Here is a 23,266-nt window from a genome sequence, read left to right on the forward strand (position 1 = left end):
AGAAAGGCTCGCTTTACTTGCTCACGTTACCTAGTTGCAACCAAGTATCGATAACGGTGTCTGGGTTGAGTGACACAGAGCTGATGCCCTGTTCCATTAACCATTCAGCAAGATCTTCATGGTCTGATGGGCCTTGACCACAGATACCGACGTATTTGCCCGCTTTGGTTGCCGCGTCGATCGCCATTTGCAGCATGGCTTTAACCGCTGGGTTACGCTCATCGAATAGGTGAGCAACGTCGCCAGAGTCACGGTCAAGACCAAGTGTAAGCTGAGTCATGTCGTTCGAACCGATAGAGAAGCCATCGAAGTACTTCAAGAACTCGTCAGCAAGTACTGCGTTTGACGGCAGCTCACACATCATGATGACTTTCAGACCTTGGTCACCACGGCGTAGGTCGAACTTAGCCAGCAAGTCGATAACTGATGCCGCTTCGCTTGGTGTACGAACGAATGGGATCATGATTTCAACGTTTTTCAAACCCATCTCGTTACGAACGCGTTTGATTGCCTGAGTTTCTAGCTCGAAGCAGTCTTCAAACACTGGAGAAATGTAGCGAGATGCACCACGGAAGCCCAGCATCGGGTTCTCTTCATGTGGTTCATAACCTTTACCGCCAACCAAGTTGCTGTACTCGTTCGACTTGAAATCAGACATACGAACGATAACGCGTTTTGGCCAGAATGCAGACGCGATAGTCGCAATGCCTTCGGTAAGCTTGCTAACGTAGAAATCGATTGGATCTTTGTAACCACGGATACGCTCAGTAATTTCTGCTTTTAGCTCGTCACTTTGCGTATCGAAGTTCAGCAGCGCTTTCGGGTGAATACCAATCATCTTGTTGATGATGAACTCAAGACGCGCAAGACCCACACCTTCGTTTGGAATCTGAGCGAAGTCGAATGCACGGTCTGGGTTACCCACGTTCATCATTACTTTGGTTGGTAGCAGTGGAAGTTCATCGACCGCAGAGCGTTTGATTTCGAAATCTAGCTCGCCTTGGTAGACGTAGCCAGTTTCACCTTCTGCACAAGATACGGTCACTGTCTCGCTGTCGGTTAGCTTGTTGGTGGCGTCACCACAACCTACGATTGCAGGAATACCAAGCTCACGTGCGATGATGGCTGCGTGACAAGTGCGGCCGCCACGGTTAGTAACAATCGCAGACGCCTTCTTCATCACTGGCTCCCAATCTGGGTCGGTCATGTCTGTCACCAGCACATCACCGTCTTGGACCAATGACATTTGGTCTAGAGAGTCCACCAAACGCACTGGACCTTTACCAATACGTTGACCAATTGCACGACCTTCAACCAAAACGTCTGCTTTGTTGCTGAGCTCGTAACGTTCAATCACGTTTTGCTCGCTTTGAGAACATACTGTCTCTGGGCGCGCCTGTACGATGTATAGCTTGCCGTCGATACCATCTTTTGCCCACTCAATGTCCATCGGACGTTGGTAGTGCTTCTCAATGATCATAGCTTGCTTCGCGAGTTCTTTGATCTCTTCATCATTCAGAGAGAAGGCGTTGCGCTCTTCCACTGAGGTATCGATGATCTCAACTTGCTTACCGATTTCTTGACGGTCTGAATAGATCATTTTGATCTGCTTAGAGCCAAAGGTCTTTTTAACGATTGGGTGTTGACCCGCTTCAAGCATTGGTTTGTGGACGTAGAATTCATCAGGGTTAACCGCACCCTGAACCACCATTTCACCCAAGCCCCAAGAAGAGGTGATGAACACCACCTGGTCGAAGCCAGACTCGGTATCTAGGGTGAACATTACACCAGAGGATGCAATGTCAGAGCGCACCATGCGTTGAATACCTGCCGATAGCGAGATGCCACGGTGGTCAAAGCCTTGGTGTACACGGTACGAGATAGCACGATCATTGAACAGGGAAGCGTAAACGTGCTTAGTCGCTTCTAGAACGGCATCAATGCCTTTTACGTTTAGGAACGTCTCTTGCTGACCCGCAAATGACGCGTCCGGTAGATCCTCTGCAGTTGCAGAAGAGCGAACGGCAACAGAAATCTCAGGATGATTGTCTGTCAGTTCTTTATAGTTATCACGGATATCTTGTTCAAGATCCGCTGGGAACGGGGCTTCTAATACCCATTGACGAATGGTGGCACCTGTCTTACGCAGGGCTTCTACATCATCAACGTCCAGTTCATCGAGTAGTTGGTGAATACGTTCATCCAAACCTTCATAGTCAAGGAATTGATTAAACGCATACGAGGTTGTCGCAAAACCGTTTGGTACCGATACACCAACATTGGCTAGGTTAGAAACCATTTCACCAAGTGAAGCATTTTTACCGCCGACTTTGTCGACATCATCCATGGATAGGCCATTGAACCAGAGGGTGTTCTTTTGCATGTCTTTCTCCAGAAACATTGCAGCTTTGTAGGGATTTATACCAACCTCGAGCAGCAGTTGAGCATCCTTGCAGGTCAATGTCATTGAAGACGCAGTATCGAGCTGACTAGCAGCCATTGTAGATAAGGGGCATTAACTACAACTTCCCAACTAGGGCTTAAACGAATTTTCCGACGCAAACATCTATCAACACTTTTCGTGGTTGATATGAAAGGCAAACGATTACGTCTTAGCTTAAAAAAACTCAGAAGAATTTCCAAAGCTGTGGGGCACGCAATTGCAAGCCAAACTCATTTATTAATATTATGTAAACCATCCTACTCAAATGAATTTGAAAAATTAAACTAAAATGCAAATAAATAACCAAAGTCGTGATGTATTCTATGTTTCTGACGGAACGGCGATAACATGTGAGACATTAGGCCATGTTGTTCTGGGTCAGTTTTCCTTTATTCCTAATGAAAAAACCTTTCCTTTTGTTGAAAGTGAAGACAAAGTGGCCGATGTCATCAAAGAAATCGAGATTTCCTACCAACGTGATGGCGTGAAGCCTTTGGTTTTCTTTTCGATTGTTGTACCAGAAATCCGTGAGATGCTTATACAAGCTCCAGCCTACAGCTATGACGTGCTAGAAAGCATTGTGCAGAAGGTGCAAGATGACATTCAGATGGCGCCACAACCAAAGATGCAGCGCTCACGTAGCGTAAGCAAAGATTCGGACACCTATTTCGACCGTATTGCGGCGATTGAATACACCTTGGCTCACGATGATGGCATCACGCTTAAAGGCTTGGATGAGGCCGATATTATTCTCCTTGGCGTGTCACGCAGTGGCAAAACACCGACCAGTCTTTATATGGCGATGCAGTTTGGTTTACGTGTGGTGAATTACCCGTTTATCGCTGAAGACGTCAAGATGATGCGTTTATTGCCGGAGTTTGAAATCCATCGACACAAACTGTTTGGTTTAACCATTAACCCAGAACGTTTGAATGAGATCCGTGAGAACCGATTGTCAGGCAGTGAATACGCGAGCACAGAGCAATGTAAATTGGAGCTTGATACGGTAGAAGCGCTGTTTAGACGGGAAGCAATTCCTTACATCAACACTTCGTCTTTGTCGGTGGAAGAGATCACCACGCGAATTCTTGAAAGGGCAGGGATGAAGCGTCGCTTGTTTGGTTAATCAGACCCATAGCAAAAGAGCGCGCAGAGCGCTCTTTTGTCTAACAGTTTACGCTCTTAATTGAGTCCGCGACTTTGTCGCTTTGCTCAACAAATGTCATAAACTTATCGTGAGGGATAGGTTTCGAGAAATAGAAGCCTTGGATGTTGTAAAAGCCTAATTGGCGTAAAACCATTAGTTGCGATTCTTCCTCAACCCCTTCCACAACAACAGACATATTAAGTGTTGTTGCTAGTGTGCGCATAGATTCGAGTAAAGGTCGTATGGTTTGACTGTCATTCAAGTTATTGACAAAGACGCGATCGATTTTGATGATGTCAAAAGAATACTGAGTGATAAAATCTAGCCCTGAGTATCCAGTTCCAAAATCGTCAATCGCGATTCGTATCCCTAGCTGAGATAAGCTGTTGAGGTGTTTTTTTAGTGTTGATAGCTCAGACTCAGAAAATATCGCCTCTTCCGTTATTTCGAATACCAATCTCTCACAAATAAAGTGTCTGAATCTCAGCCGAGCTTCAATTTCATTGATAAAGTCGGCTCGTAAAATAAGGGATCGGCTAATATTCACGCTGATGTAGCGGTCTTGGAAATGGGATTTGTTTTTCTCTATTAACAAGGCCGCTCTCTCTAGCACTAAGTAGGTGATCTTGTCGATCAGGCCGACTTTTTCCGCTAAGGGTATGAAGATTCCAGGCGAAATAAACCCTTGAACTGGATCAATCCATCTTACCAGTGACTCACCACCGATAACTTTGTTGTCTCTTTGATCAACAATAGGCTGAAAGTGGACCGTTAGGTTTTTGTTTTTTATCGCTTTAGCCAAAGAAAACTCTAAGCTGTTTTGCTCCACTTTTCTCGCGGAATACATCAGGTAAGCAAGCATGCAAAATGTCATTGCCAATAACCCAATCCAAAGCTTACTCAGGAGGTAGGTAAAGTAGAAATTTATCCCAACGCAAGAGAAGACTTTAAGCGGAAAAACGGATGACTCAATTTCTTCAATTCTGATTGGCTCTTTGCCTTTCGCGCTTTTCACCGTTCGGCCAATTACATCGATTCGATAATCCATATCACCAAAGCTAAAAATATCTTCTACCATTTCAACGAGATATTCTTTGGGGTAAAGAACGCTTACTCCTCTCCCATTGTAGCGAGAGAATAATAAAATCAAGGTTTTATCTGGGATTAAGGCACTACGCGTGTACGATAGAGTGACATGTGATTCACTCTCCGCGAGGCGGGCTAGTATCGTTTTGTATATGTGGAAGGATGGTGCGCGCTCACTGCTGGTGCAGCGCACTTTACCATTAGCGTCGAACGTAGCCGCTTCCTTAGCCATACCTAGACTGAAAATGCTACTTCGTAATTCGTAGATTAAGTGGTCGCAGCTTTGCTCATAGAAATCATCTTCGAGTAAATAACTTAACTGATCGATACTCGATAACAATTCAGATTCTATCTGAGAAACGGCAGTTAAAGTGAGGCTCTTGTGATGTTGATTGGCGATTGGAATCATTGCCAACATGGTAACGGAGAAAGATATCACCGCGACAATAAGCATCTTAAAGTTGTCACCAAAGCCGCGATAAGTACGAGTAAGAAGATGATAATTCACAAGAATTTGGAAGCAAAATCGAAAATTTACACAAAGCTATATGAAGCGTCTCAAATTTAGGAATTATTCTACGTAGAATGTGAGCCCGATCTTATAAAAAATTTAGCTAGAGATATTTGGTTATAAAAAAAGCGGCTTTACCCCGGAAAAGATAAAAGCCGCTTGCTAATATAACCAAGCACTTACTGTAACTTGGATATAGACGTGTTATTCCACGTCTTAGCGCATAATCATTTGTTCACGACCAGGACCGACCGATACCATCTTCACTGGTACGCCCATTAGTTCTTCAATACGTAGAACGTATTTTTGTGCCGCGACTGGTAGCTCTTCGAATTTACGACAACCAGTAATGTCTTCGCTCCAGCTTTCCATCTTCTCGTAGATTGGTGCTAGTGCAGCCGTTTGAGGCCAAATTGGGTTTTCGCTGTGCTCGCCTTCGTAACCAACACAGATTTTTAGATCTTTAAGACCAGTCAGACAGTCCACTTTTGTCAGTGCGATTTCAGTCGCTGCTTGAAGCTCAACACCGTTCTTCGTTGCTACTGCATCGAAGTAACCCATGTCACGTGGACGGCCTGTTGTTGCACCGAACTCACCCGCTAGTTCACGGAATGCATCTTGCTCTTCCATTGCGGTGATTAGCGTACCAGTACCTACTGATGAGCTGAACGCTTTTGCTACTGCAATAACACGCTCTGGACGCAGAGCAGGAAGACCACTACCGATACCTGCGTACATAGACACAACGTTTGAAGATGTTGTCCATGGGTACTCACCGTAAACAAGGTCACGGCCCGCACCTAGTTGTGCTTCGAACAGTAGAGTTTGGTCTTTTGCTTGCAGCTCTTTTAGCGGCAGCGTTACGTTGCAGATAGCATCACGCCATGGGGCAGACACTTCCAGCAACCAGTTCGCCATTTCTTCAGCGGTTTGCTCGAATTCGAATGTTGGGTAAAGGGCACGTAGTTGAGGAAGTTTCCAGTCCATCCAGAACTTGATGCGTTCTACCAGAACTTCTGGTTGTTTCAACCAACCAACTAGGATGCCTTTTTTCATCACACGGTCACCGTATGCAGGGGCAATACCCTGACGAGTTGAACCGTATGCGTTGTCGCCTAAGCGTTGTTCTTCTAGCGTATCTTCTAGTGCGTGTAGAGGTAGACACAGTGTTGCGCGATCAGAGATGCACATTTTCACTTTCACGCCCGCTTCTTCAACTTCCGCAATCTCCTGAGACAGCGACGCAGGGCTGATAACCATACCCGGACCTAAAACTGCCAAACAGTCAGGGTTGAAAACGCCACTTGGTAGCTGGTGCAGCTTGAACGTACCTAGGTCGTTAACTACGGTGTGACCCGCGTTGTTACCACCTTGGAAACGAATGCTTGCAGAAGCTTGCTCTGCCAAAAAGTCAACGATGCGGCCTTTGCCTTCATCACCCCAGTTTGCACCCACAACAACGATAGACGACATAATTCATTCTCCAAAAACAGACCGGAAAATCTTAGGATGCTCGCATGAATAAGAGAAATTAATTATACTCATTAACTTAATAAGGAAATCATATCGGGTAATTTTCTATGTTAGATTTGAACTGGTTACGCACCTTTGTCACCTTGGCAGAAGTAAAACATTTCGGAAAAACAGCGATTGAACTGCACATGACGCAGCCAAATGTGAGTCTTCATATCAAACAGCTTGAGCAAGCGACGCGGGCTAAGTTGATTGAACGTAACCCTGTGCAATTGACCCAAGCCGGAAAGCGTTTGTTAGACACCGCACAGCACATGCTGAATGAGCTGCAAATCTGCCAATCCGATCTCAACGCCATCAATGACTTAACGCAAGGGACACTCTCGATTGCGGCGAGTGATATTGTCTCGCGCCTGTTGCTTATCAAACCATTCCAACAATTTAAAAATGAATATCCTGGTATCGACTTAGCACTGTTCAACACCACTTCATCACAAGCGGTAGATTTAGTAAAAAGTGCCCGAGCTGACATTGGTTTTGTTATTGCACAGAAAGAAAGCCAACCACTGCACTTCACTCCGCTCACACAAATCCATTGGTGCGCTTTCGGCGATAACATCTTTGATTGGCGAGAAAACAGTGAAGAGAACCAAACATTGATCTTGCTCGGTCACGACACCCGAACGCGCGAGTTGATTGATGCCTCTTTGCCTGAATTGAAATTACCTAAACACAGGGTGATGGAAGTCGGTAGCGTAGAGGCGCAAATCGACTGGGCCGAAGCTGGCTTTGGAACGGCGATTGTGCCTGATTTCTCCCTCGACCCAAGGTTGAAACTCTCGCGAGAAGTCACGCCATTACCCAGTTTTCCCAACACTGATTTTGGCTACATAGTGCGCCAAAACCAAGTGCTGTCCAAAGCCGCAAAACAGTTATTGAAGTGGGTGGGTGAGAATGTATCGGTAGTAGAGGTGTAATATATTGAAAGACACAACCATTACCATCCCTCTACCATCTTTAATACACCGAATTGGTGGTGATAATGCTAAGCGGGCTAAAGCAATTGCGGTGGAGAAAAAGTGCGAACTGAAGCGCATCCGACGTTCACGTAATTGGCAAATTACTGGTGAGGCTTTGGATTTGAAAGCGTTTCTCGATCACATTAGGGTCGAAGAAGCTGAGCCGATGCGATTTATGATCAGCAAAATAGAAGTTGGTCTCACCAAACACAGCGATAAGCTCGAACCTTTGGAAGCCAAGCTCGTTAGATTGGTATCAGAAAACCCAAATATTACTTTGGCAGAGTTGATGTCAGAAACAAACTGTACCATCGCGCAAGCGCGAACGGCGCGCTTTGAGGCAGAGATGCTTTGAAAGAGCACATTGAACACGTTTACGGTGCTGGTAGTCATTTATCTTGGCTTATTTAGTGAGGAAATCCGTTATTGTGATCAGCAGTAGTGCAATGTTGCTCACGAACTTATAAAGTCATACCTGTTTAAGCAATTACGTGAATATTTTAGAAATATCAATAGCTTTAGAGGATGAGATAGAGTGATGAGGAAGTTGGTATTAGCTCTGTTGCTTGTGTTGCCGTTACATGTAATGGCTTCAGAAGAAACCAAATTAGAAAAACTCAGTGAACTGCTAGAGATTATGGACATGGATGCGATTGTTGAAACAATTCATGCCCAGGTGAATGAGGTCACTATTCAAGCCTCCAAAGAGCTCAACGTCTCAGAGTCGAAGCAAGCCATCATTGAGCAGTACTACCAAGATGTTAACCAGATGCTTAGAGAGGAAGTGAGTTGGGCTAAACTTAAGCCTATGACAATGGATGTCTACATGAGACAGTTTACTGAAGCTGAGATTTCAGCAATGCTGGCTTTCTATCAAACGGACGAGGGTCAGAGCATTTTGAAGAAGATGCCTCAAGTGACTCAGGAGTCGATGATTTTAAGCCAAACTATGATGCAGAATTTAGCACCAAGGCTTCAAGCAAGAATCAAGCAACTTCATGCTGATATTGAAGAGCAGTAAAGACACTGTTTTTAGATTTTAATGCATCTCGGGAAGAAAAAAGGCCGCTTAGACAGCGGCCTTTCTTATTATAAATTGAGGTACTCTTACCACATCAAATCGTCTGGTACGACGAAATCTGCGTACGGGTCATCTTCTGCAGGGATGTCTGCTTCTGGTTCTTTCTGTTCGATGATCACAGATTCATCACGCTGAGCAATCTTGTTCGCAACAGGACGAGGAATAACCACATAGCTCTCACCGACAATCGCAATCGCCAAGATGCCTTTGATCAATTGATCACGAATGATTGAATCAACGTAAAGCGACTTCACAAGTGTACCGTGTGTGAAGTTGTATTTGATGTCGCCATCTTTCAAATCAACCTTGTTCATTTCAATCAGTTGGTTGATTTGCGCTTTAATTTCTTTGTTCAAGCGCTCTGCGTTTTGTTGCTCGCTCAATTGCTTGTCACGTTCTAACTGCTGACGTTTGTTCTCTTCAACCGCCGCTTTTACTTCGCGAGCTTGAACGCGTGATTTTTTAGAGCCTTTCTTCGCTTTCTTCAGTTTTTTCTCGTTAACCAAGCCTGCTTTTAGCATCTGCTCTTGAAGGGTAAGTTTTGCCATGATCTATCCAGTTAGTGCGCAATTTTGTGCATTTTAACCAGTCATCCGCCGCAAATAAAGAGGGATATACTCAAGTGACTTCAAGGTGCAGGATTCAGAGCGTTGTCACTGATTCAAGTTCGAGGAAAACAACGAAGCGGAATAGTTAGCTCTTTCCAAGTTGTTTGACGAAGAAATTGCTTCAGTGACACGCTCCCGAAGGGCGAGTTGTCTTGGTTAGTATGCTTCGTTAACAATTATTGATTTAGAATCACTAGATCTTCAAATTGTTGCCTCGCCTTCAAACCAAGTCATTCTCGCTGAACCAAGCACCTCGAGGTTACTTGAGTATAAGCATACGGCGGGATATGACTCGGCGCTTTGTTGAGCAAAAAAACGAAAAATAAATCGAGAAAGTGTGCGTCTTATTGCAACTTCCAGCGTCTTAAGTACATTAGGCGAAAAATTTTGAAGCAAAAACATGAGTACCTCAGACAAACAAACCATCCCGCAACAAGTGATTGAAGAAGCTTGTGAGTGGGCAATCATGCACGGCGTGGCATTTCGTCAAGCAGATAACACCGCAAGACACTGTCCTTTTAGCTTTGCGCCAATGACGATAGAGCGTGATGTATTCGCACATTTGAAGAAAGTGACGCCGTTGATCGCCAAGCTGATCAGTCATGTGTCTGAGGATTATGAATTCCTGCAAACCTCCCTAGCCGAGCTAGGCAAAGCCGATACTTTCTTTGAACGTTTATTGGAGCTGCATAAAGAGGTTCACCATGAAGCTGCGCGCCAACCGCTGTTGTTAATGCGCACCGACTTTATGGATGATCGTCAACACGGTGCGAAAGTGATCGAGTTTAATGGCATTGCGGCTGGGATGGCGCCTTTTGGTCAGCGTGCCACAGAGCTGCATCAATTCTTAAGCTCACAGTGGGACAGCATTTACCAACAATGGTTAGAGGATAAAACGGCAACACCAGCCGATAACCAAGGCATGCAGCAACTTGCGCTTGGCATTGCCACTGCCGCGAGAAAAGTCAAAGCGCATTTTAATGAAGAAGGCGCGCCGACGTTTCTGATGGTGGTGCAGAAAAACGAAGACAATGTGTATGACCAACACTTGCTCGAAGTGGAATTGCAGAAGCTTGGCGTTCGCACAGTAAGACGTACCTTTGAGCAGCTAAGTTCACAGCTATCGAGCGGCGACAAGCAACGCCTCTTGTTAGATAACATTGGCGGTCTTGACGTTGTGTACTTACGTGCTGGTTATCAATATATGGATTACTTCTCGCCAGAGCTGAACGAACCAATCTGTTGCCATACCTTGAGTCAGACTCGTTTGTTCATGGAAAAGCACTACGTGGCGATGAATGCAACTATCAGCCAACAGTTAGCGACCAGCAAATCAATGCAAATGCTGTTAACCATGATGCCAGCAAGTGAGTATCAGCGCTGGGGACTCAATCTTGAAGAAGCCGAGTTAGTCAAAAGCGTATTGGCAGAGATGAAGCCAATTAACACTGACACGATTAAATGGTTTGCTGCTTCTGGTAACAAAAACGAATGGGTATTGAAGAACCAAGGTGAGGGCGGTGGTCACTGTATCTTTGGTGACGATATTGCTAAACAGCTGAGTCGACTGCCGCAAGAGCAATACAGTGCTTGGGCCTTGATGCAGCGTTTGTATCCGCATGAAAGAGAAATACCAACGATTGCAGTGCGTGATGCACAGCAGAGCGTGGTGACGGACCTTGTGAGTGAAATTGGTTTATTCACGGCGCACTATCAAGGTGAACCTGTAACGCAATTGGATGGCTACGCGGGCTATTTGATTCGCAGTAAACCAGCCAGTGAAAACGAAGGTGGCATCCACAGCGGCAAAGGTATCTTAGATTCTTTAGTGCTGGTGGATTAAAAAGAAACACTCTCCATGAGTAAAGTATGGAGAGTGTTTTTATTTTTGGATTAGTTGGTTACATGTGGCCCATACCGTGGAACATCCCTCCGAAAAGTGCCCCTAAGATACTGAAAATAATACCTAGAATGATCATCGCCGGGATTGAAGCGATAGCGAACTTGACCATAAAGATCACCATCGACATAAATGGCATTTTAATATCAACAACCGTCACTTCTTGTTTTGTAGTTTCATCAGACACGAGCGCTCTCCTAAACTTGCATTCTTAATATGCAGTCAGTTTATTACACTCAAACTTAAGAAAACGTTGAGCTGCGTTGCGCTTTTCCCTTTATGGGATAGCAACTGATTAATCTGAGAAATACGGCACGCTATTAATCGCTATCAGAAGTGGGTAAAGTCTCTCAACCAAGCGCTGGGTAATCTGTATAGCCGTGTTCATTACCACCAAATAGTGTTGAGCCATCCAGTTCAGCCAGAGGTTGTTTGTGCTGTAAGCGCGCCACCAAGTCTGGGTTAGAAACAAACGGGCGTCCAAACGCGACTAAATCCGCATAGCCTTTCTCAAGCACCTCGTCAGCACGCTCTTGGGTGTAACTGCCAGCCACGATAATCGTATTGGTGAAGTATTTGCACAGCTCGATGCGGAAGCTTTCTGGAATCACTGGTGCGTCGTCCCAATCTGCTTCAGACAAGTGTAAGTACGCAATATCACGAGCTTGAAGTTGTTTCGATGCATCGAGGATGGTTGGCACAATGTCTGGGCAGTTCATGTCCTTGAAAGTGATGAAAGGTGCGAGTCGTACTCCCACTTTGTTGGCACCAATGGCTTCGCTAACCGCATCGACCACTTCTAACAAAAAGCGAAGTCGGTTTTCGCGAGTTCCGCCGTAGTTATCAGTTCTGTGGTTTGAATTGGTACGTAGGAACTGGTCAATCAGGTAACCATTACCGCCGTGGATTTCAACGCCATCGAAGCCTGCTTCAATCGCACGTTTCGCAGCATAGGCGAAATCACTCACTACACGGTCAATATCGGCTTGAGTCATCGCTCGTGGCTCTACACAATCGACCATGTTGCCATTGCCTTGCTCGTCGGCAATCCACACTTGGGTTTCTATGGGTTTTAGTGCTGATGGGGCAATAGGCTGTTCGCCTCTTTGGAATGTCGGGTGTGATACACGGCCAACATGCCATAACTGACAAAACATCGCTGCGCCTTGCTCTTTTGCTGCTTGAGTGACGGTTTTCCAGCCTGCCACTTGTTCATCAGTGTAGACGCCTGGTGTGAACGAGTAACCTTGCGAATCGTCTGAAATCTGGGTGGCTTCAGAGATGATTAAGCCTGCGGTAGCACGCTGCTTGTAGTAAGTCGCCATCATTTGGTTTGGAATGTTTCCCGGTTGGCTGGTGCGCGCTCGGGTCATTGGAGCCATGGCTACGCGGTTTTGCAGAGTTAGTTGTTTCAGCTGTGTTGGTTCAAATAGTTTGCTCATGATCGATTCCTTACTTAAGTAGTGGTACTTGGGTTTTGTTGCTTACCGATTCCATCCAATCTTTCACGGCGTTGTCCCATTGGATTTCTGTGGCACTGAAGAACCCGCGCAAAATAGAAAATAGGATCGCTTCGTCTACCAAAGTCACATGCTGATAAGAGTCGAGGTTCAACACACTTTTCGCACGTTCGATGAGCGCTTCTACCTCTTTGGCAATGTTTGGTGTGTCTTGCAGAAGTGTGTCAAAATTGAGTGCTTCAGTTTCCTTTTTCGCGCGCCAAGCGAGCTGTGCAGACTGAGTGGCAAACTCTGGTAAATCCATGTTTGACCAACGTGGGTAACCCACTTTTTGCAGTGGAAGAAACGCAATTTTTTGCCAATCCAGCGCTTGTTGAGATGGTTGGCTTGTTTCGCTTGATGCTGCCAATTCAAGGAAGTAAGCGATGATATCTAGGCTTTCTGCCATCACTTCACCGTTGTCTTTGATAAGAAGTGGTACTTGTTTGGTTCCAATCAGGTCTGTTGTGGTTTTGTCGTCGTCATAAGCAATATTGATGACGTCGAGTTGGATATTCAGCATGCCAGCAACGTAGCGGACGCGAGCACTGAATGGGCAATGTTCGTAAATGTAGAGTTTCATAGTGTTTTCCTATCGATTCGTATTGTGTAGCCCCGCTTGTTCGGGTGGCGTTAAGTCAGGGCTACCAGTAGGGATGAAATTAGTTGTTGAAGCTTGGTGTTAGCTCAGTTTGTTTGCTTTCTTTGCGGTTTGCCTTGGCGATGAATAGCAAACCAATCAGTGGAACAATGATGGCTGCGTAAGGGATCATGCTTGCGCCCATTTGGCTATCGAGCACCATGCCGCCTAAGAAACCGCCAAAGGCATTGGCTAAGTTGAACGCCGAGATGTTTGCTGTCGCTGCTAATTCTTGACCTTCACCACCGTGGTTCATTACTCGAAGCTGCATAGCTGGCACGTTAGCGAATGATGCAATACCAAATACAAAGGCGGTGGCAATAAACAGCACTTTGCTGTCGACAGTTAGGCCGACCAGTACCAGTGACACAATCATCGCGATAGCCCAGAACATGGACGCTTTTTGTAGGTTTTTATCTGATGAACGACCACCCATGGTGTTGCCGACAATCAGACCGACACCAACGATAACCAAAATCCAAGTCACGGCACTTTCACCAAAGCCAGTGATGTGCATGGCGATAGGGGCGATGTAGCCATACAAAGTCATAAACCCCGACCAAGCAAATACGGTGATCGCAAGGCTGATAAGTAGCATTGGGTTTTTGAACGCAGCTAATTGTGCTTTGACATCTTTTGCTTCCCCATGACCAGTCGATTTGATCACTGAAGTGATGAAGAACAGAGCCACTAAACCAAAAGCGGCAACGGTTAAGAAAGTAGTGTGCCAGCCGAATTGCAAGCCAATCCAAGTACCGCCAGGCACACCTAAAACGTTAGCCAATGTTAGGCCTGCGAACATCTGTCCGACCGCACGACCTGCCATTTTTTCTGAAACCAAATTGGTCGCGACCACGGCTCCGATACCGTAGAAAGGACCTTGAACCAAGCCCGTGATCACTCGGCTGACCATTAACACAAAGTAGTTAGGTGCGAAAGCGGACAGTACGTTGCCGATAATAAACAGCACCATTAGCCCAGCCAGTACGGCTTTCTTGTTAAAGCGTGCTAAGTAAATCGTAAGTAGCGGGCCGCCAAACACAATGGCAAGTGCGTAGGCACTGATTAGGTAACCCGCTTGCCCTTCCGTGATGGACAAAGAGTTGGCGACTTGAGGAAGGATTCCTGCAATAACAAATTCTGCGGTACCGATAGCAAAAGCTGCAAGCGTTAAGATCCATACCTGCAGCGGCATTTTTTCTTTATTCATGGGGGAGTCTCTTTTTTTATTTCGTTTGAACCCATTGGTGCCATGCTTTTTTATTACTCTGACACCTTGTTTTTATTTGCGGTTAGCTAAGCGTGTGTTGTTAACCAAGCAGTGCGCCACCATCAACATCGATCACGGCGCCAGTCATGTAGCTGTTTTCAATCAGAAGTAAGTAAGCTTTTGCAACGTCACTGGCTTCACCAACTTTACCCACAGGTAAGCTATTTTGTGTGCGTTGGTACATAGCATTTCTGTCGTCTTCGTTCATGCCTTGATACGCCTCAGTTTTGGTCAAACCTGGGCTGACTGCATTCACTCTGATCGGAGCCAATTCTTTCGCCAGTACTTTTGTGGTTGCTTCAATGGCCGCGTTGATGGCAGTTTTGACGTAGGTGTTAACAACAACTTTGCGCGATAACATGCCGGACGTTAGCGTGATTGAACCGCCTTTCTTGATGTAGCGTGCGCCATGTTTCGCCGCGTTGATGGCGCCCCAAAACTTGGTATCAAAAGCGTATTTTGCTTGGGAAACTTCCACGTCTACGACTTTACCTGCCGGAGCATAAGAACCTGCTGTGACGATCAGGTGGTCAAAAGCACCAATGGTTTCGAAGTAGTGGTAAACCGACTGTTCATCGCTGATGTCTAGCCCTGTTTTGCGGCTTGCTACGTGGACAACCGCATTGTCGCTCGCAAGTTGTTGGCTAAGTTCAGCACCAATACCTGATGTGCCACCGAGTACGACGTAAACAGCTTTTTTTGTTTTCATGATTTGTTTCTCCAATCTCGTTTCGTTGGAGCCAGTATATTGATTGGAAGAAATTTGATAATTGGGTAATATTTGAATTGATTATTCAACTCAGCCGAATAATGAGATTTGAGGAGGGAATGTGGATAAGTTTTCGGATATGACGCTGTTTGTCAGCATAGTGAAGAACCAAGGGCTGGCAGCGGCGGGTAGAGAGCTCGGCTTATCGCCAGCAACAGTAACGGCAAGATTGCAGTCGCTGGAAGACCGTTATGGGGTGAAATTACTTAATCGCAGTACAAGGCATATCTCATTGACGGACTCTGGTGCTATGTACCATCAGGCATGCTTGGAAATCATCGACAGCGTTAAAGAGACGGAGAACTTACTCCAAACTGGCACCAAAGAAGTGCGCGGCACACTTAAAATCTCGGCTCCTCGTGATATTGGTAAGCAATATATTTCGTCAATACTGTCGGAATTTAGTCAGCTCTATCCCGATGTGATCCCTTATCTGTATTTGAACGATAACTTATCCAACTTAGCTGAGTCCGGTTTGGACATCGTTATCCGATATGGGGAGCTAGCCGACAGCAACCTTATCTCTCGCAAACTGGCATCCAGTCGCCGAGTGCTTTGCGCTTCTCCTCAGTATTTGGCAAAGAAAGGCACGCCGATCACGCCACAAGATTTAGCTCAGCACGATTGTCTAGCCATGGTTCGCAGCAATGAAGAGCTGAAAACATGGCACTTTCAAGATGAAGAGCAGCACAACGTTGTTACCGTCGTACCAAAGCGTTTTTCTGATGATGGCGAAGTGATTCGTCAATGGGCGTTAGATGGGGCGGGTATTGCGTTGAAATCGATTCTCGATGTACAAGAAGACATCAAACAGCAGCGTTTAGTGACGGTGTTAAATGGCTATATGAAGAACTTCAACGCATCGACCTCTTCTGCAGGTGCAGATTTGAACGTGATTTACCTGAGCCGCCAGTATCAACCCAAGCGACTTCGTTTGTTTTTGGACTTCTTGATTGAGCGCTTCCATAGCCAGTTTCCTGAATAAGCAAGACTTAGACGGCAACCTGCAATTGAGGCCATGTGATCAGCCAGTTTTTGGATTCTACCCGAGATTGAAACAGCGCTAATTTTCGCTTGGGATTGTAAGTAATCTGACTTTCAAACAAAGACTCAAACCCGAACGCTGAAATGCACTCTATCTGGTTCTTTTCGTTCAATCTGGCAGCGACCGCTGTCTCTTTTTCTGGCCAGTAACTCATTGCATCTAAGGTACTTTGGTATGGCTCGTCACCATTCCTTAGGTGCATGTTTGCTTGATTGCGAACTTGCCAGTTGAGCTCTGGCATTAAGGCGTTTAGTTGAGCTTCGTATTCGAGGTAGGCTTGTTCGTCCAACTCATTCGGATCGAAATAAACCACATCAAGATCGTTTAATGGTGTCGAATTTTGCTTTTGATGAAGGTGATCCCAAACTAAGTTTCGAACAAAGCCAGCAGCAATGTAGCAATCTGGTAAATTTAGCGAGCGGACGCATTGCAATGCTTGAACGCGAATTGGATCCTTCGCCAATAACTGGACGAGTTTATCTTCAAACATCACTATTGCTTCGCTGGTGGCAGCTCAATGCCCAATTCTTCGCGTTTTCGCTTACTCAAGCCAAGTGCAACTAATCGATAAGATTCTGACAAATAGTACTTTAGCTCTTCGTCTAGGCGTCCGGAGGTTTCCGTTTGTTGAATCCACTTCATACCTCGATTTGCAAAGTATGGCGCAGGAATATAGCCCTCGTAATCACTTAAAAAGTCGAAGTTTAAAGGGGAGGTCTTAAACGTAAATGCAGGCTGCTTTTCTTTACTCCAACCGCCAATGGCAAATACCTTTCCACCGACTTTCCAAACGTGCGCATCGCCCCATTGAACTACATGGGAAGTGGCAGCGAATGAGCCACAGAATTGATTAAATTCATCGTATGTCATCGTTACACCTCGTTCATTTTCAACTTAAACTCTGCGCCAGTTTGGTTATTCTTTCGATCAAAGCTAAGTGAGATTCCGAGGTCTCTCGTCGGTGACGATAAATTCCTACCGTTCCCGGTTTAGCTTTTTTTTCCATAGTTAGTTTCTGCAAACCGAACGACTCCAAATAATCACTCAGATGGCTGGTATAGGACATTACAGCAACGCTGTCTTTAAGGGTATCAATGCTGGCAAGTAATGAGTCAATTTCGTACGTCGGTCTATCATCCAGTTGCTGGCGTTCTCTTTCATTTTGCTTTGGAATGGGATTATCAATGACGTGATTGAACTTTTTTGCGTCATAAGTTACTGAGAGCGCGGGGTATTCATGCAGCATTCGCTCTGTGACGACTTGACTGAGAAGAGGGTGGCTTGGTGAAACAAAGAAGTCATCAGCGGTTTGAAACAAAGGGATAAACGTGACATCACATTTTTCTGATAGGCCAACGATCTCATGGCCAATAAAGAATTCGATTTGCTCGTTGATTAACGAATCCATCAAAGCGAGGTGATTACCAAACTCTACGTGAGTAGATGCGGAGGGAGATTGAGCAAGGTGCTCGTCGAGTGCGCGTTTGGCAAACAAAGGCCACCATGCATCGCCCGTTCCCATTTTAATTTTGCCTACTTGGTATTGTTTTCGTTCACCAATGCTTTGCATCATCTGGTTGTACTCGTGCTGCATTGCATTGCTATGACGATAGAGGATGCGCCCATACTCGGTTAGCTCCATACCATTTGCGTGTCGTTCAAATAACATGACACCAAGGTTGTCTTCTAGCTTTTTCAAGTTGTGGGTGACCGTAGGTTGGCTTAACCCTGCTAGCCTTGCAGCTGCACTGATGCTTTTGCAGCGAGCTACAAGTAAAAACTGCTGAAGTGATTTATCCATACGTGTTACCCATAGTTTAAGTGGGAGTATTTTGCACAATAATATTTATAAATCACAAATTTAAAACCTCATTTATTCGAAGATAAATGCCTTTCGTAGATCTCAGTCACGTTCGGTTTAGTGGATATAGATGTTATCTATATCTGATTACGGTTCGCCTATTTTTCGTTGAACCAATGGTTTCTTAGACTATCGCCCAAAATAACAATCTAAGGGATAACTATGAAACCAAGTATTATTGCGCTTGCTGTCGCGTCATGTATCGGTTTATCGGGCTGCGGTTCCGATTCAGATAGTCCGGAAGTAGTGGACAAACCAATTATTTCTGCTGACCTGTACTTACGTGGCTTAAACGGCGATTGGGGAACCGGCGAACACGCTAAGCTTAACTATTTAGGCAACAATGAATATGAGACGGTTCTGCGCGTCGCTCGTGGTAGTAACCAATTCAAGATTGCCGATCCGGGTTGGCAAATTGAATACACACACTTTTCAGATCCTGCGGTATTTGACCAGCCTCAAGACTATCTGCCTAAGCCAGAGACGAATGAAGCGTGCATGAACAATGACTGTAACTCGGAAATTACGTTTGCTGATAAAGGGTACTACAAGTTCTCAGTGAACTTTGCCAGTGAAAGTAGCGCAACGATGACGGTCACCAAAGCGACGCAGGCCGAAGCCGAGAAGTACTATTCTGATGCCATTATTGATCCCGCCATGGTGCACGAAGGTCACCAAGTAAAAGAAGTCAAACTCTTCGCTAATTACGACGGTAGTAATGAAACGGTGACTTTCTCAGTCAACGATCCAAAAGCGGCACAACGTGAGTTTGGTATATCAACGACAACTGAGTTACGAGATGCTCTCGATCAAGGTATGGTGATTACCGAGCAGGATGGCCCACGAGTTGTATCTGGTGACACTGCGTTTGACGCGTTGTTTGCGCTAACTCTTAAAGAACTCGATCAACTCGCTGTCTCTGAAATCAAAGATGGCAACTATAACTACAACAAACCAATTAAAGCAGAAGTGTTCGAAACAGGTGCTAAATGGCACTATGTTTGGACGCGTGATCTTGCCTATGCGGCTGATTTGTCTTTGGCGTTGATGAACCCTACTCGTGTTGAAAATGGTTTGGAATTCAAATTGTCTGCGTTCCGTGATTCAACCGATAAACAATATGACGGTGAGCAAATTGTTCAAGATACAGGCACTGGTGGCAGTTGGCCAATCAGTACTGACCGAACAACTTGGGCGCTAGGTGCTGAACGTTTGCTGTCTGCACTTGATGGGGAAGACTACAACCAATTTGCCGAGCGCGCCTACAATGCGGTTAGCAATACACTAGAAGCAGATCGATTGGCAGCGTTTGATCAAGACTTAGGTTTATACACTGGCGAACAGTCTTTCTTGGATTGGCGTGAACAGACATATTCTACTTGGACGCCAGATGATGTTAATGCGATTGGTAGTAGCAAGGCGCTATCAACAAACGTGGTTCACTATCGAGCAATGCGCTTAGCAGCGAAGTTGGCAGAGCAGTTTGACTCTAAAAATGCCGTCAAATATACCGATTGGGCGAATCAGTTGAAGCAATCAATCAATACGCACTTTTGGAATGAGAACCGCGGTATGTACGTCAGCTACCTGTTTGACAACGGGCAGGATATTGCGGTCGATAAATATGACATGCTAGGTGAAGCGCTTGCAATTATAAGTGGCATTGCCAGTGATGCTCAGGCGAAACAAATTATGGAAAACTATCCTCATAGTGAGTTTGGTGTGCCAGTTTATTTCCCTCAGCAGCCAGGTGTTCCTGTTTATCACAACCGCGCTATTTGGCCATTTGTCACCGCATATAGCTTGCGCGCTGCACATCATACCCAAAACGTGGCAGCGGCTAATAATGCGATTCAATCCCTAGTGCGCGGTACTGCAACGAACTTGTCAAATATGGAAAACTTGGAGTGGTTGTCTGGTAAATCGTTCATTATTCACAGTGATCATGGTGCAGATGCTTCTCTTGATGGCCCAGTAATTAACTCCCAGCGCCAGCTATGGTCGGTAGGTGGTTACCTCAATATGGTGGTCGAAACCATCTTTGGTATTCACACTGAAACAGGGCAATTGGAAGTTAAACCGTTCATTACAGGATGGGTTCGCAATCAACTTTTTGCTCAATCAGATCAGATTACATTGGAAAACTTCAGCTTCAAGGGTAAAAGCTACTCTGTGACGATTCACCTGCCAGAAGTACAAGGTGAGTCAAACGGTTACTATCCAGTGGAAGAGGTGACGGTTGATGATAATGGTCACTACCAAGTCACCTTGGGTAGTCTTGTTGCTGACGACAGCAGTATAAAAGTGGTGGATGGTGTTAAACCTTACGTAACGGAGAGCGAAAAAGTCTTTTCTCCAAAAGAGCCTGAGCTCGATGTCGCTCGCACCAACAATAATGTGACGATTGGTGTAACTAGTGACTACAACATTAACTTGTACCGCAATGGTCAACTGATCCAAAGCAATGTTAACGGAAAAGAATACAGCGATACCTTAAGCGGTTTTGCGTGTTATTTAGCTGAGAGTATTAATGAACAAGGCTTCCGTTCTAACCCAAGTGAACCTGTTTGTGTTGGGGAAGATATTCGCGTCAAACTCGAGGGTGATTACCAACCGCTAAAAGACGATGTATCGGTAGTCACTGTGAGCAAAGATAGTGGTGATGTAAATGGTCTGAGTGCTTTCTCCGTCCCTACTAGCGGGCGATACCAGTTGGCGGCGTGGTATAACAATAACCTAGGCCAACTAAATACTGGTATTACTAACGCAGTGAAAGAGCTCGAAGTTCTCGACGAATCTGGTCAGTCAGTTGGTAAAGGTTATATTCAAATGGGCCATATTGGTGAGAACAAAGGTATGCGTTACTCAACACCGATTGAAGTCTCTCTAGAACAAGGCAAATCATACCGACTGGTTCTCAAAGACCATTTCAATATGAGTTACTTGAAATCTAATGAAACCTACATTTACTCAGGTGGCGTAGATGGCGAGATGAATGAAGCGCAGATTGCTGATATCCGCATAGCACCGCTTCAATAACGTGAATTGAAGTTCTAAGAAAAAGCCGCTGATTTATCCAGCGGCTTTGTTGTTTTAACAAAGTAAAGAGTGACTACGCAGTTTGCGGACGAGGCTTACGACGTTGCCCTGATGGCTTGTTGCCTGACGGTTTACCGTTTGAAGGCTTTGCGCCTGCTGGTTTGCCGCTGTTAGGCTTACGGTTACCCGACGGTTTACCACCGTTACCGTTTTTGCTCGCGTTTGGCTTATTCGCATTCGGCTTGCTACCGCTTGGCTTGCCGTTGGATCGCGCTTGACCATCGCGGTTACCTTTTGGTTTACCAGCGCCGCCTTTGCCTGATTTGTTTTCGCCTTTACCGTTTTTGTTGTCGCTGTTGAAACGACGCTTTGGTTTGTTGTTACCGCCGCTGTTTTTCTTCTCAGCGGTTTGACCGTTTTCACCTTCTGCTTTTGGCTTTTTAGGCTTTTTCGGTTTCTTTGGCTTGATAGGACGAGTATCAAGCTTCGACTCTGGCAATAGGTTAGTTGGTGCGTAGCCTTCCAGTTCTTTACGAGGAAGCAGCTGTTGAATCAAACGTTCAATCGCAAACAGCTCTGATGCTTCAAGTGCGCACACTAGAGAAATCGCTTTACCCACTTCACCAGCACGACCAGTACGACCAATACGGTGAACGTAGTCCTCTGCTACTTTCGGCAGCTCGAAGTTCACCACTTGAGGAAGTTGTGGAATATCGATACCACGAGCAGCAATGTCGGTGGCAACTAGAACGCGAACTTCACCAGATTTAAAGTCAGCCAGTGCTTTGGTACGTGCACCTTGGCTCTTGTTACCATGAATCGCAGCTGCTGTAATCTTTTGGTCGATTAGGAACTTGGCTAAGCGGTTTGCGCCATGCTTGGTTTTGGTAAATACCAATACTTGTTTCCAGTCACCGTCTTTGATCAGTTTGACCAACATTGGCGCTTTCTTCTTCACGTCTGCTGGGTAGATGCATTGTTCTACGGTGCGTGCTGTCGAGTTTGCAGGGTTAACTGAAATCTCTACAGGGTTGTTTACCAAACCTTTTGCAAGGTCGCGAATTTCGTTAGAGAACGTCGCAGAGAACAGCAGGTTCTGACGTTGCTTCGGTAGCAAGTCAAGGATCTTACGAATGTCGCGAATAAAACCCATGTCTAGCATGCGGTCCGCTTCGTCCAGAACCAGCATTTCTAGTTGGTCGAACTTCACTGCATTTTGGTTGTATAGGTCCAATAGACGACCTGGTGTTGCAACCAATACGTCCGCACCTTTACGAAGGCGAAGCATTTGCGGATTGATCTTCACACCACCAAATACCACTGCACTCGTTAGAGGTAGGTGACGGCTGTACATGAATACGTTTTCTTGCACCTGAGCTGCAAGCTCACGAGTTGGCGTTAGCACCAATGCGCGGACTTGGTTGCTGCGTACTCGTGGACCGTTAGACAGACGTTCAAGAATCGGCAGCGTAAAGCCAGCCGTTTTACCTGTACCAGTCTGTGCTGCTGCCATTACGTCTTTCCCTTCCAAAACAGCTGGAATTGCTTTTGCCTGAATTGGCGAAGGGGTGTCGTAGCCTTTTTCCTGAATAGCTTTAAGGATTGGAGCAGATAGACCTAACGAGGTAAAACCCATATGTATGATTCTCAATTGTCGTTTTAAATAACAGGCGCGTCGAATTTATGCTCGACACGAAAAGTGCGCCATTCTGAGGCTTTTGTGCGTTGGCTTCAACTATTTCCGTCGTGTATGGATATTTGATGTGGATCTCATTTCTTATCGCGGTGTAAAAATTAGCGCTTTACCTAAAGCTAACTTGAGGTTTTAAGGTGTTTAACAAGCCAAAGGAAGACCCTAACAAATAAGGAACAACG

Annotated in this window: 20 protein-coding genes; 7 read left to right on the forward strand and 13 right to left on the reverse strand. The window is 45.6% G+C overall.

The window, feature by feature from the left end; all coding sequences use genetic code 11:
- Positions 1–13: 13 nt before the first annotated feature.
- Positions 14–2,383, reverse strand: coding sequence for a phosphoenolpyruvate synthase (gene ppsA / locus BSZ04_RS06165; protein ID WP_162531034.1), 2,370 nt, complete (start codon positions 2,381–2,383; stop codon positions 14–16).
- 349 nt (positions 2,384–2,732) lie between these two features.
- Between ppsA and ppsR the strand changes: the two genes are divergently transcribed.
- Entirely contained in the window at positions 2,733–3,569 is an 837-nt protein-coding gene (gene ppsR / locus BSZ04_RS06170; RefSeq protein WP_010452955.1) for a posphoenolpyruvate synthetase regulatory kinase/phosphorylase PpsR, read from the forward strand.
- A 40-nt stretch (positions 3,570–3,609) separates the two neighbouring features.
- Here ppsR and BSZ04_RS06175 read toward each other — a convergent pair whose 3' ends face one another.
- The gene (locus BSZ04_RS06175) at positions 3,610–5,184 is read right to left on the reverse strand and encodes an EAL domain-containing protein (protein WP_476726719.1); all 1,575 of its coding nucleotides are present in this window, start codon (positions 5,182–5,184) and stop codon (positions 3,610–3,612) included.
- 219 nt (positions 5,185–5,403) lie between these two features.
- Positions 5,404–6,660, reverse strand: coding sequence for an adenylosuccinate synthase (locus tag BSZ04_RS06180; RefSeq protein ID WP_088879870.1), 1,257 nt, complete (start codon positions 6,658–6,660; stop codon positions 5,404–5,406).
- 107 nt (positions 6,661–6,767) lie between these two features.
- Between BSZ04_RS06180 and BSZ04_RS06185 the strand changes: the two genes are divergently transcribed.
- The 3 genes from BSZ04_RS06185 to BSZ04_RS25175 all read left to right on the forward strand — a co-directional run bounded on the left by BSZ04_RS06185 (position 6,768) and on the right by BSZ04_RS25175 (position 8,700).
- A complete protein-coding gene (locus tag BSZ04_RS06185) occupies positions 6,768–7,637 on the forward strand; it encodes a LysR family transcriptional regulator (RefSeq protein ID WP_088879871.1) in 870 nt (289 codons plus the stop codon).
- Between the two features lie 4 nt (positions 7,638–7,641).
- Positions 7,642–8,034, forward strand: a complete 393-nt coding sequence (locus BSZ04_RS06190; protein WP_010452947.1) for a ribosome recycling factor family protein — start codon at positions 7,642–7,644, stop codon at positions 8,032–8,034.
- A gap of 183 nt (positions 8,035–8,217) precedes the next feature.
- Positions 8,218–8,700, forward strand: coding sequence for a DUF2059 domain-containing protein (locus tag BSZ04_RS25175; protein WP_071235136.1), 483 nt, complete (start codon positions 8,218–8,220; stop codon positions 8,698–8,700).
- A gap of 86 nt (positions 8,701–8,786) precedes the next feature.
- On the opposite strand, the gene BSZ04_RS06200 is transcribed toward BSZ04_RS25175, so the two are convergent.
- Positions 8,787–9,308: a DUF2058 domain-containing protein gene (locus BSZ04_RS06200; RefSeq protein WP_017819376.1), complete on the reverse strand. Its 522-nt coding sequence runs from the start codon at positions 9,306–9,308 to the stop codon at positions 8,787–8,789.
- Positions 9,309–9,768: 460 nt separating this feature from the next.
- Here BSZ04_RS06200 and BSZ04_RS06210 point away from each other — a divergent pair, with 460 nt between their 5' ends.
- Positions 9,769–11,211 (forward strand): glutathione synthase, encoded by a 1,443-nt coding sequence (locus tag BSZ04_RS06210; RefSeq protein WP_088879872.1) that lies wholly within the window; start codon positions 9,769–9,771, stop codon positions 11,209–11,211.
- 58 nt (positions 11,212–11,269) lie between these two features.
- Here BSZ04_RS06210 and BSZ04_RS06215 read toward each other — a convergent pair whose 3' ends face one another.
- The 5 genes from BSZ04_RS06215 to BSZ04_RS06235 all read right to left on the reverse strand — a co-directional run bounded on the left by BSZ04_RS06215 (position 11,270) and on the right by BSZ04_RS06235 (position 15,386).
- The gene (locus BSZ04_RS06215; RefSeq protein ID WP_009706309.1) at positions 11,270–11,455 is read right to left on the reverse strand and encodes a hypothetical protein; all 186 of its coding nucleotides are present in this window, start codon (positions 11,453–11,455) and stop codon (positions 11,270–11,272) included.
- 163 nt (positions 11,456–11,618) lie between these two features.
- Positions 11,619–12,710, reverse strand: a complete 1,092-nt coding sequence (locus BSZ04_RS06220) for an alkene reductase (RefSeq protein WP_088879873.1) — start codon at positions 12,708–12,710, stop codon at positions 11,619–11,621.
- A gap of 10 nt (positions 12,711–12,720) precedes the next feature.
- Entirely contained in the window at positions 12,721–13,350 is a 630-nt protein-coding gene (locus BSZ04_RS06225; RefSeq protein ID WP_088879874.1) for a GrxB family glutaredoxin, read from the reverse strand.
- A 79-nt stretch (positions 13,351–13,429) separates the two neighbouring features.
- Positions 13,430–14,617 (reverse strand): MFS transporter, encoded by a 1,188-nt coding sequence (locus BSZ04_RS06230; RefSeq protein WP_088879875.1) that lies wholly within the window; start codon positions 14,615–14,617, stop codon positions 13,430–13,432.
- Positions 14,618–14,717: 100 nt separating this feature from the next.
- Positions 14,718–15,386: an SDR family oxidoreductase gene (locus BSZ04_RS06235; RefSeq protein WP_088879876.1), complete on the reverse strand. Its 669-nt coding sequence runs from the start codon at positions 15,384–15,386 to the stop codon at positions 14,718–14,720.
- 121 nt (positions 15,387–15,507) lie between these two features.
- On the opposite strand from BSZ04_RS06235, the gene BSZ04_RS06240 reads away from it, so the two are divergent.
- Positions 15,508–16,431, forward strand: a complete 924-nt coding sequence (locus tag BSZ04_RS06240) for a LysR family transcriptional regulator (protein WP_071235128.1) — start codon at positions 15,508–15,510, stop codon at positions 16,429–16,431.
- A 7-nt stretch (positions 16,432–16,438) separates the two neighbouring features.
- Here the strand turns inward: BSZ04_RS06240 and BSZ04_RS06245 are convergent, their stop codons facing one another.
- The 3 genes from BSZ04_RS06245 to BSZ04_RS06255 are packed head-to-tail and all read right to left on the reverse strand — an operon-like array spanning position 16,439 to position 18,292.
- The gene (locus BSZ04_RS06245) at positions 16,439–16,981 is read right to left on the reverse strand and encodes a nucleotidyltransferase family protein (RefSeq protein ID WP_088879877.1); all 543 of its coding nucleotides are present in this window, start codon (positions 16,979–16,981) and stop codon (positions 16,439–16,441) included.
- Positions 16,982–16,983: 2 nt separating this feature from the next.
- Positions 16,984–17,361 carry an MmcQ/YjbR family DNA-binding protein gene (locus BSZ04_RS06250; RefSeq protein ID WP_038890775.1) on the reverse strand — a complete coding sequence of 126 codons (378 nt, stop codon included), beginning with the start codon at positions 17,359–17,361 and terminating at the stop codon, positions 16,984–16,986.
- Positions 17,362–17,380: 19 nt separating this feature from the next.
- The gene (locus tag BSZ04_RS06255) at positions 17,381–18,292 is read right to left on the reverse strand and encodes a LysR family transcriptional regulator (RefSeq protein ID WP_010452915.1); all 912 of its coding nucleotides are present in this window, start codon (positions 18,290–18,292) and stop codon (positions 17,381–17,383) included.
- Positions 18,293–18,514: 222 nt separating this feature from the next.
- Between BSZ04_RS06255 and BSZ04_RS06260 the strand changes: the two genes are divergently transcribed.
- Positions 18,515–21,391 (forward strand): MGH1-like glycoside hydrolase domain-containing protein, encoded by a 2,877-nt coding sequence (locus BSZ04_RS06260; protein WP_088879878.1) that lies wholly within the window; start codon positions 18,515–18,517, stop codon positions 21,389–21,391.
- 73 nt (positions 21,392–21,464) lie between these two features.
- Here the strand turns inward: BSZ04_RS06260 and BSZ04_RS06265 are convergent, their stop codons facing one another.
- A complete protein-coding gene (locus BSZ04_RS06265) occupies positions 21,465–23,027 on the reverse strand; it encodes a DEAD/DEAH box helicase (protein ID WP_088879879.1) in 1,563 nt (520 codons plus the stop codon).
- Between the last annotated feature and the right edge of the window lie 239 nt (positions 23,028–23,266).

The sequence above is a fragment of the Vibrio rotiferianus genome, assembly GCF_002214395.1.
GTDB classification, from domain to species: Bacteria; Pseudomonadota; Gammaproteobacteria; order Enterobacterales; family Vibrionaceae; genus Vibrio; species Vibrio rotiferianus.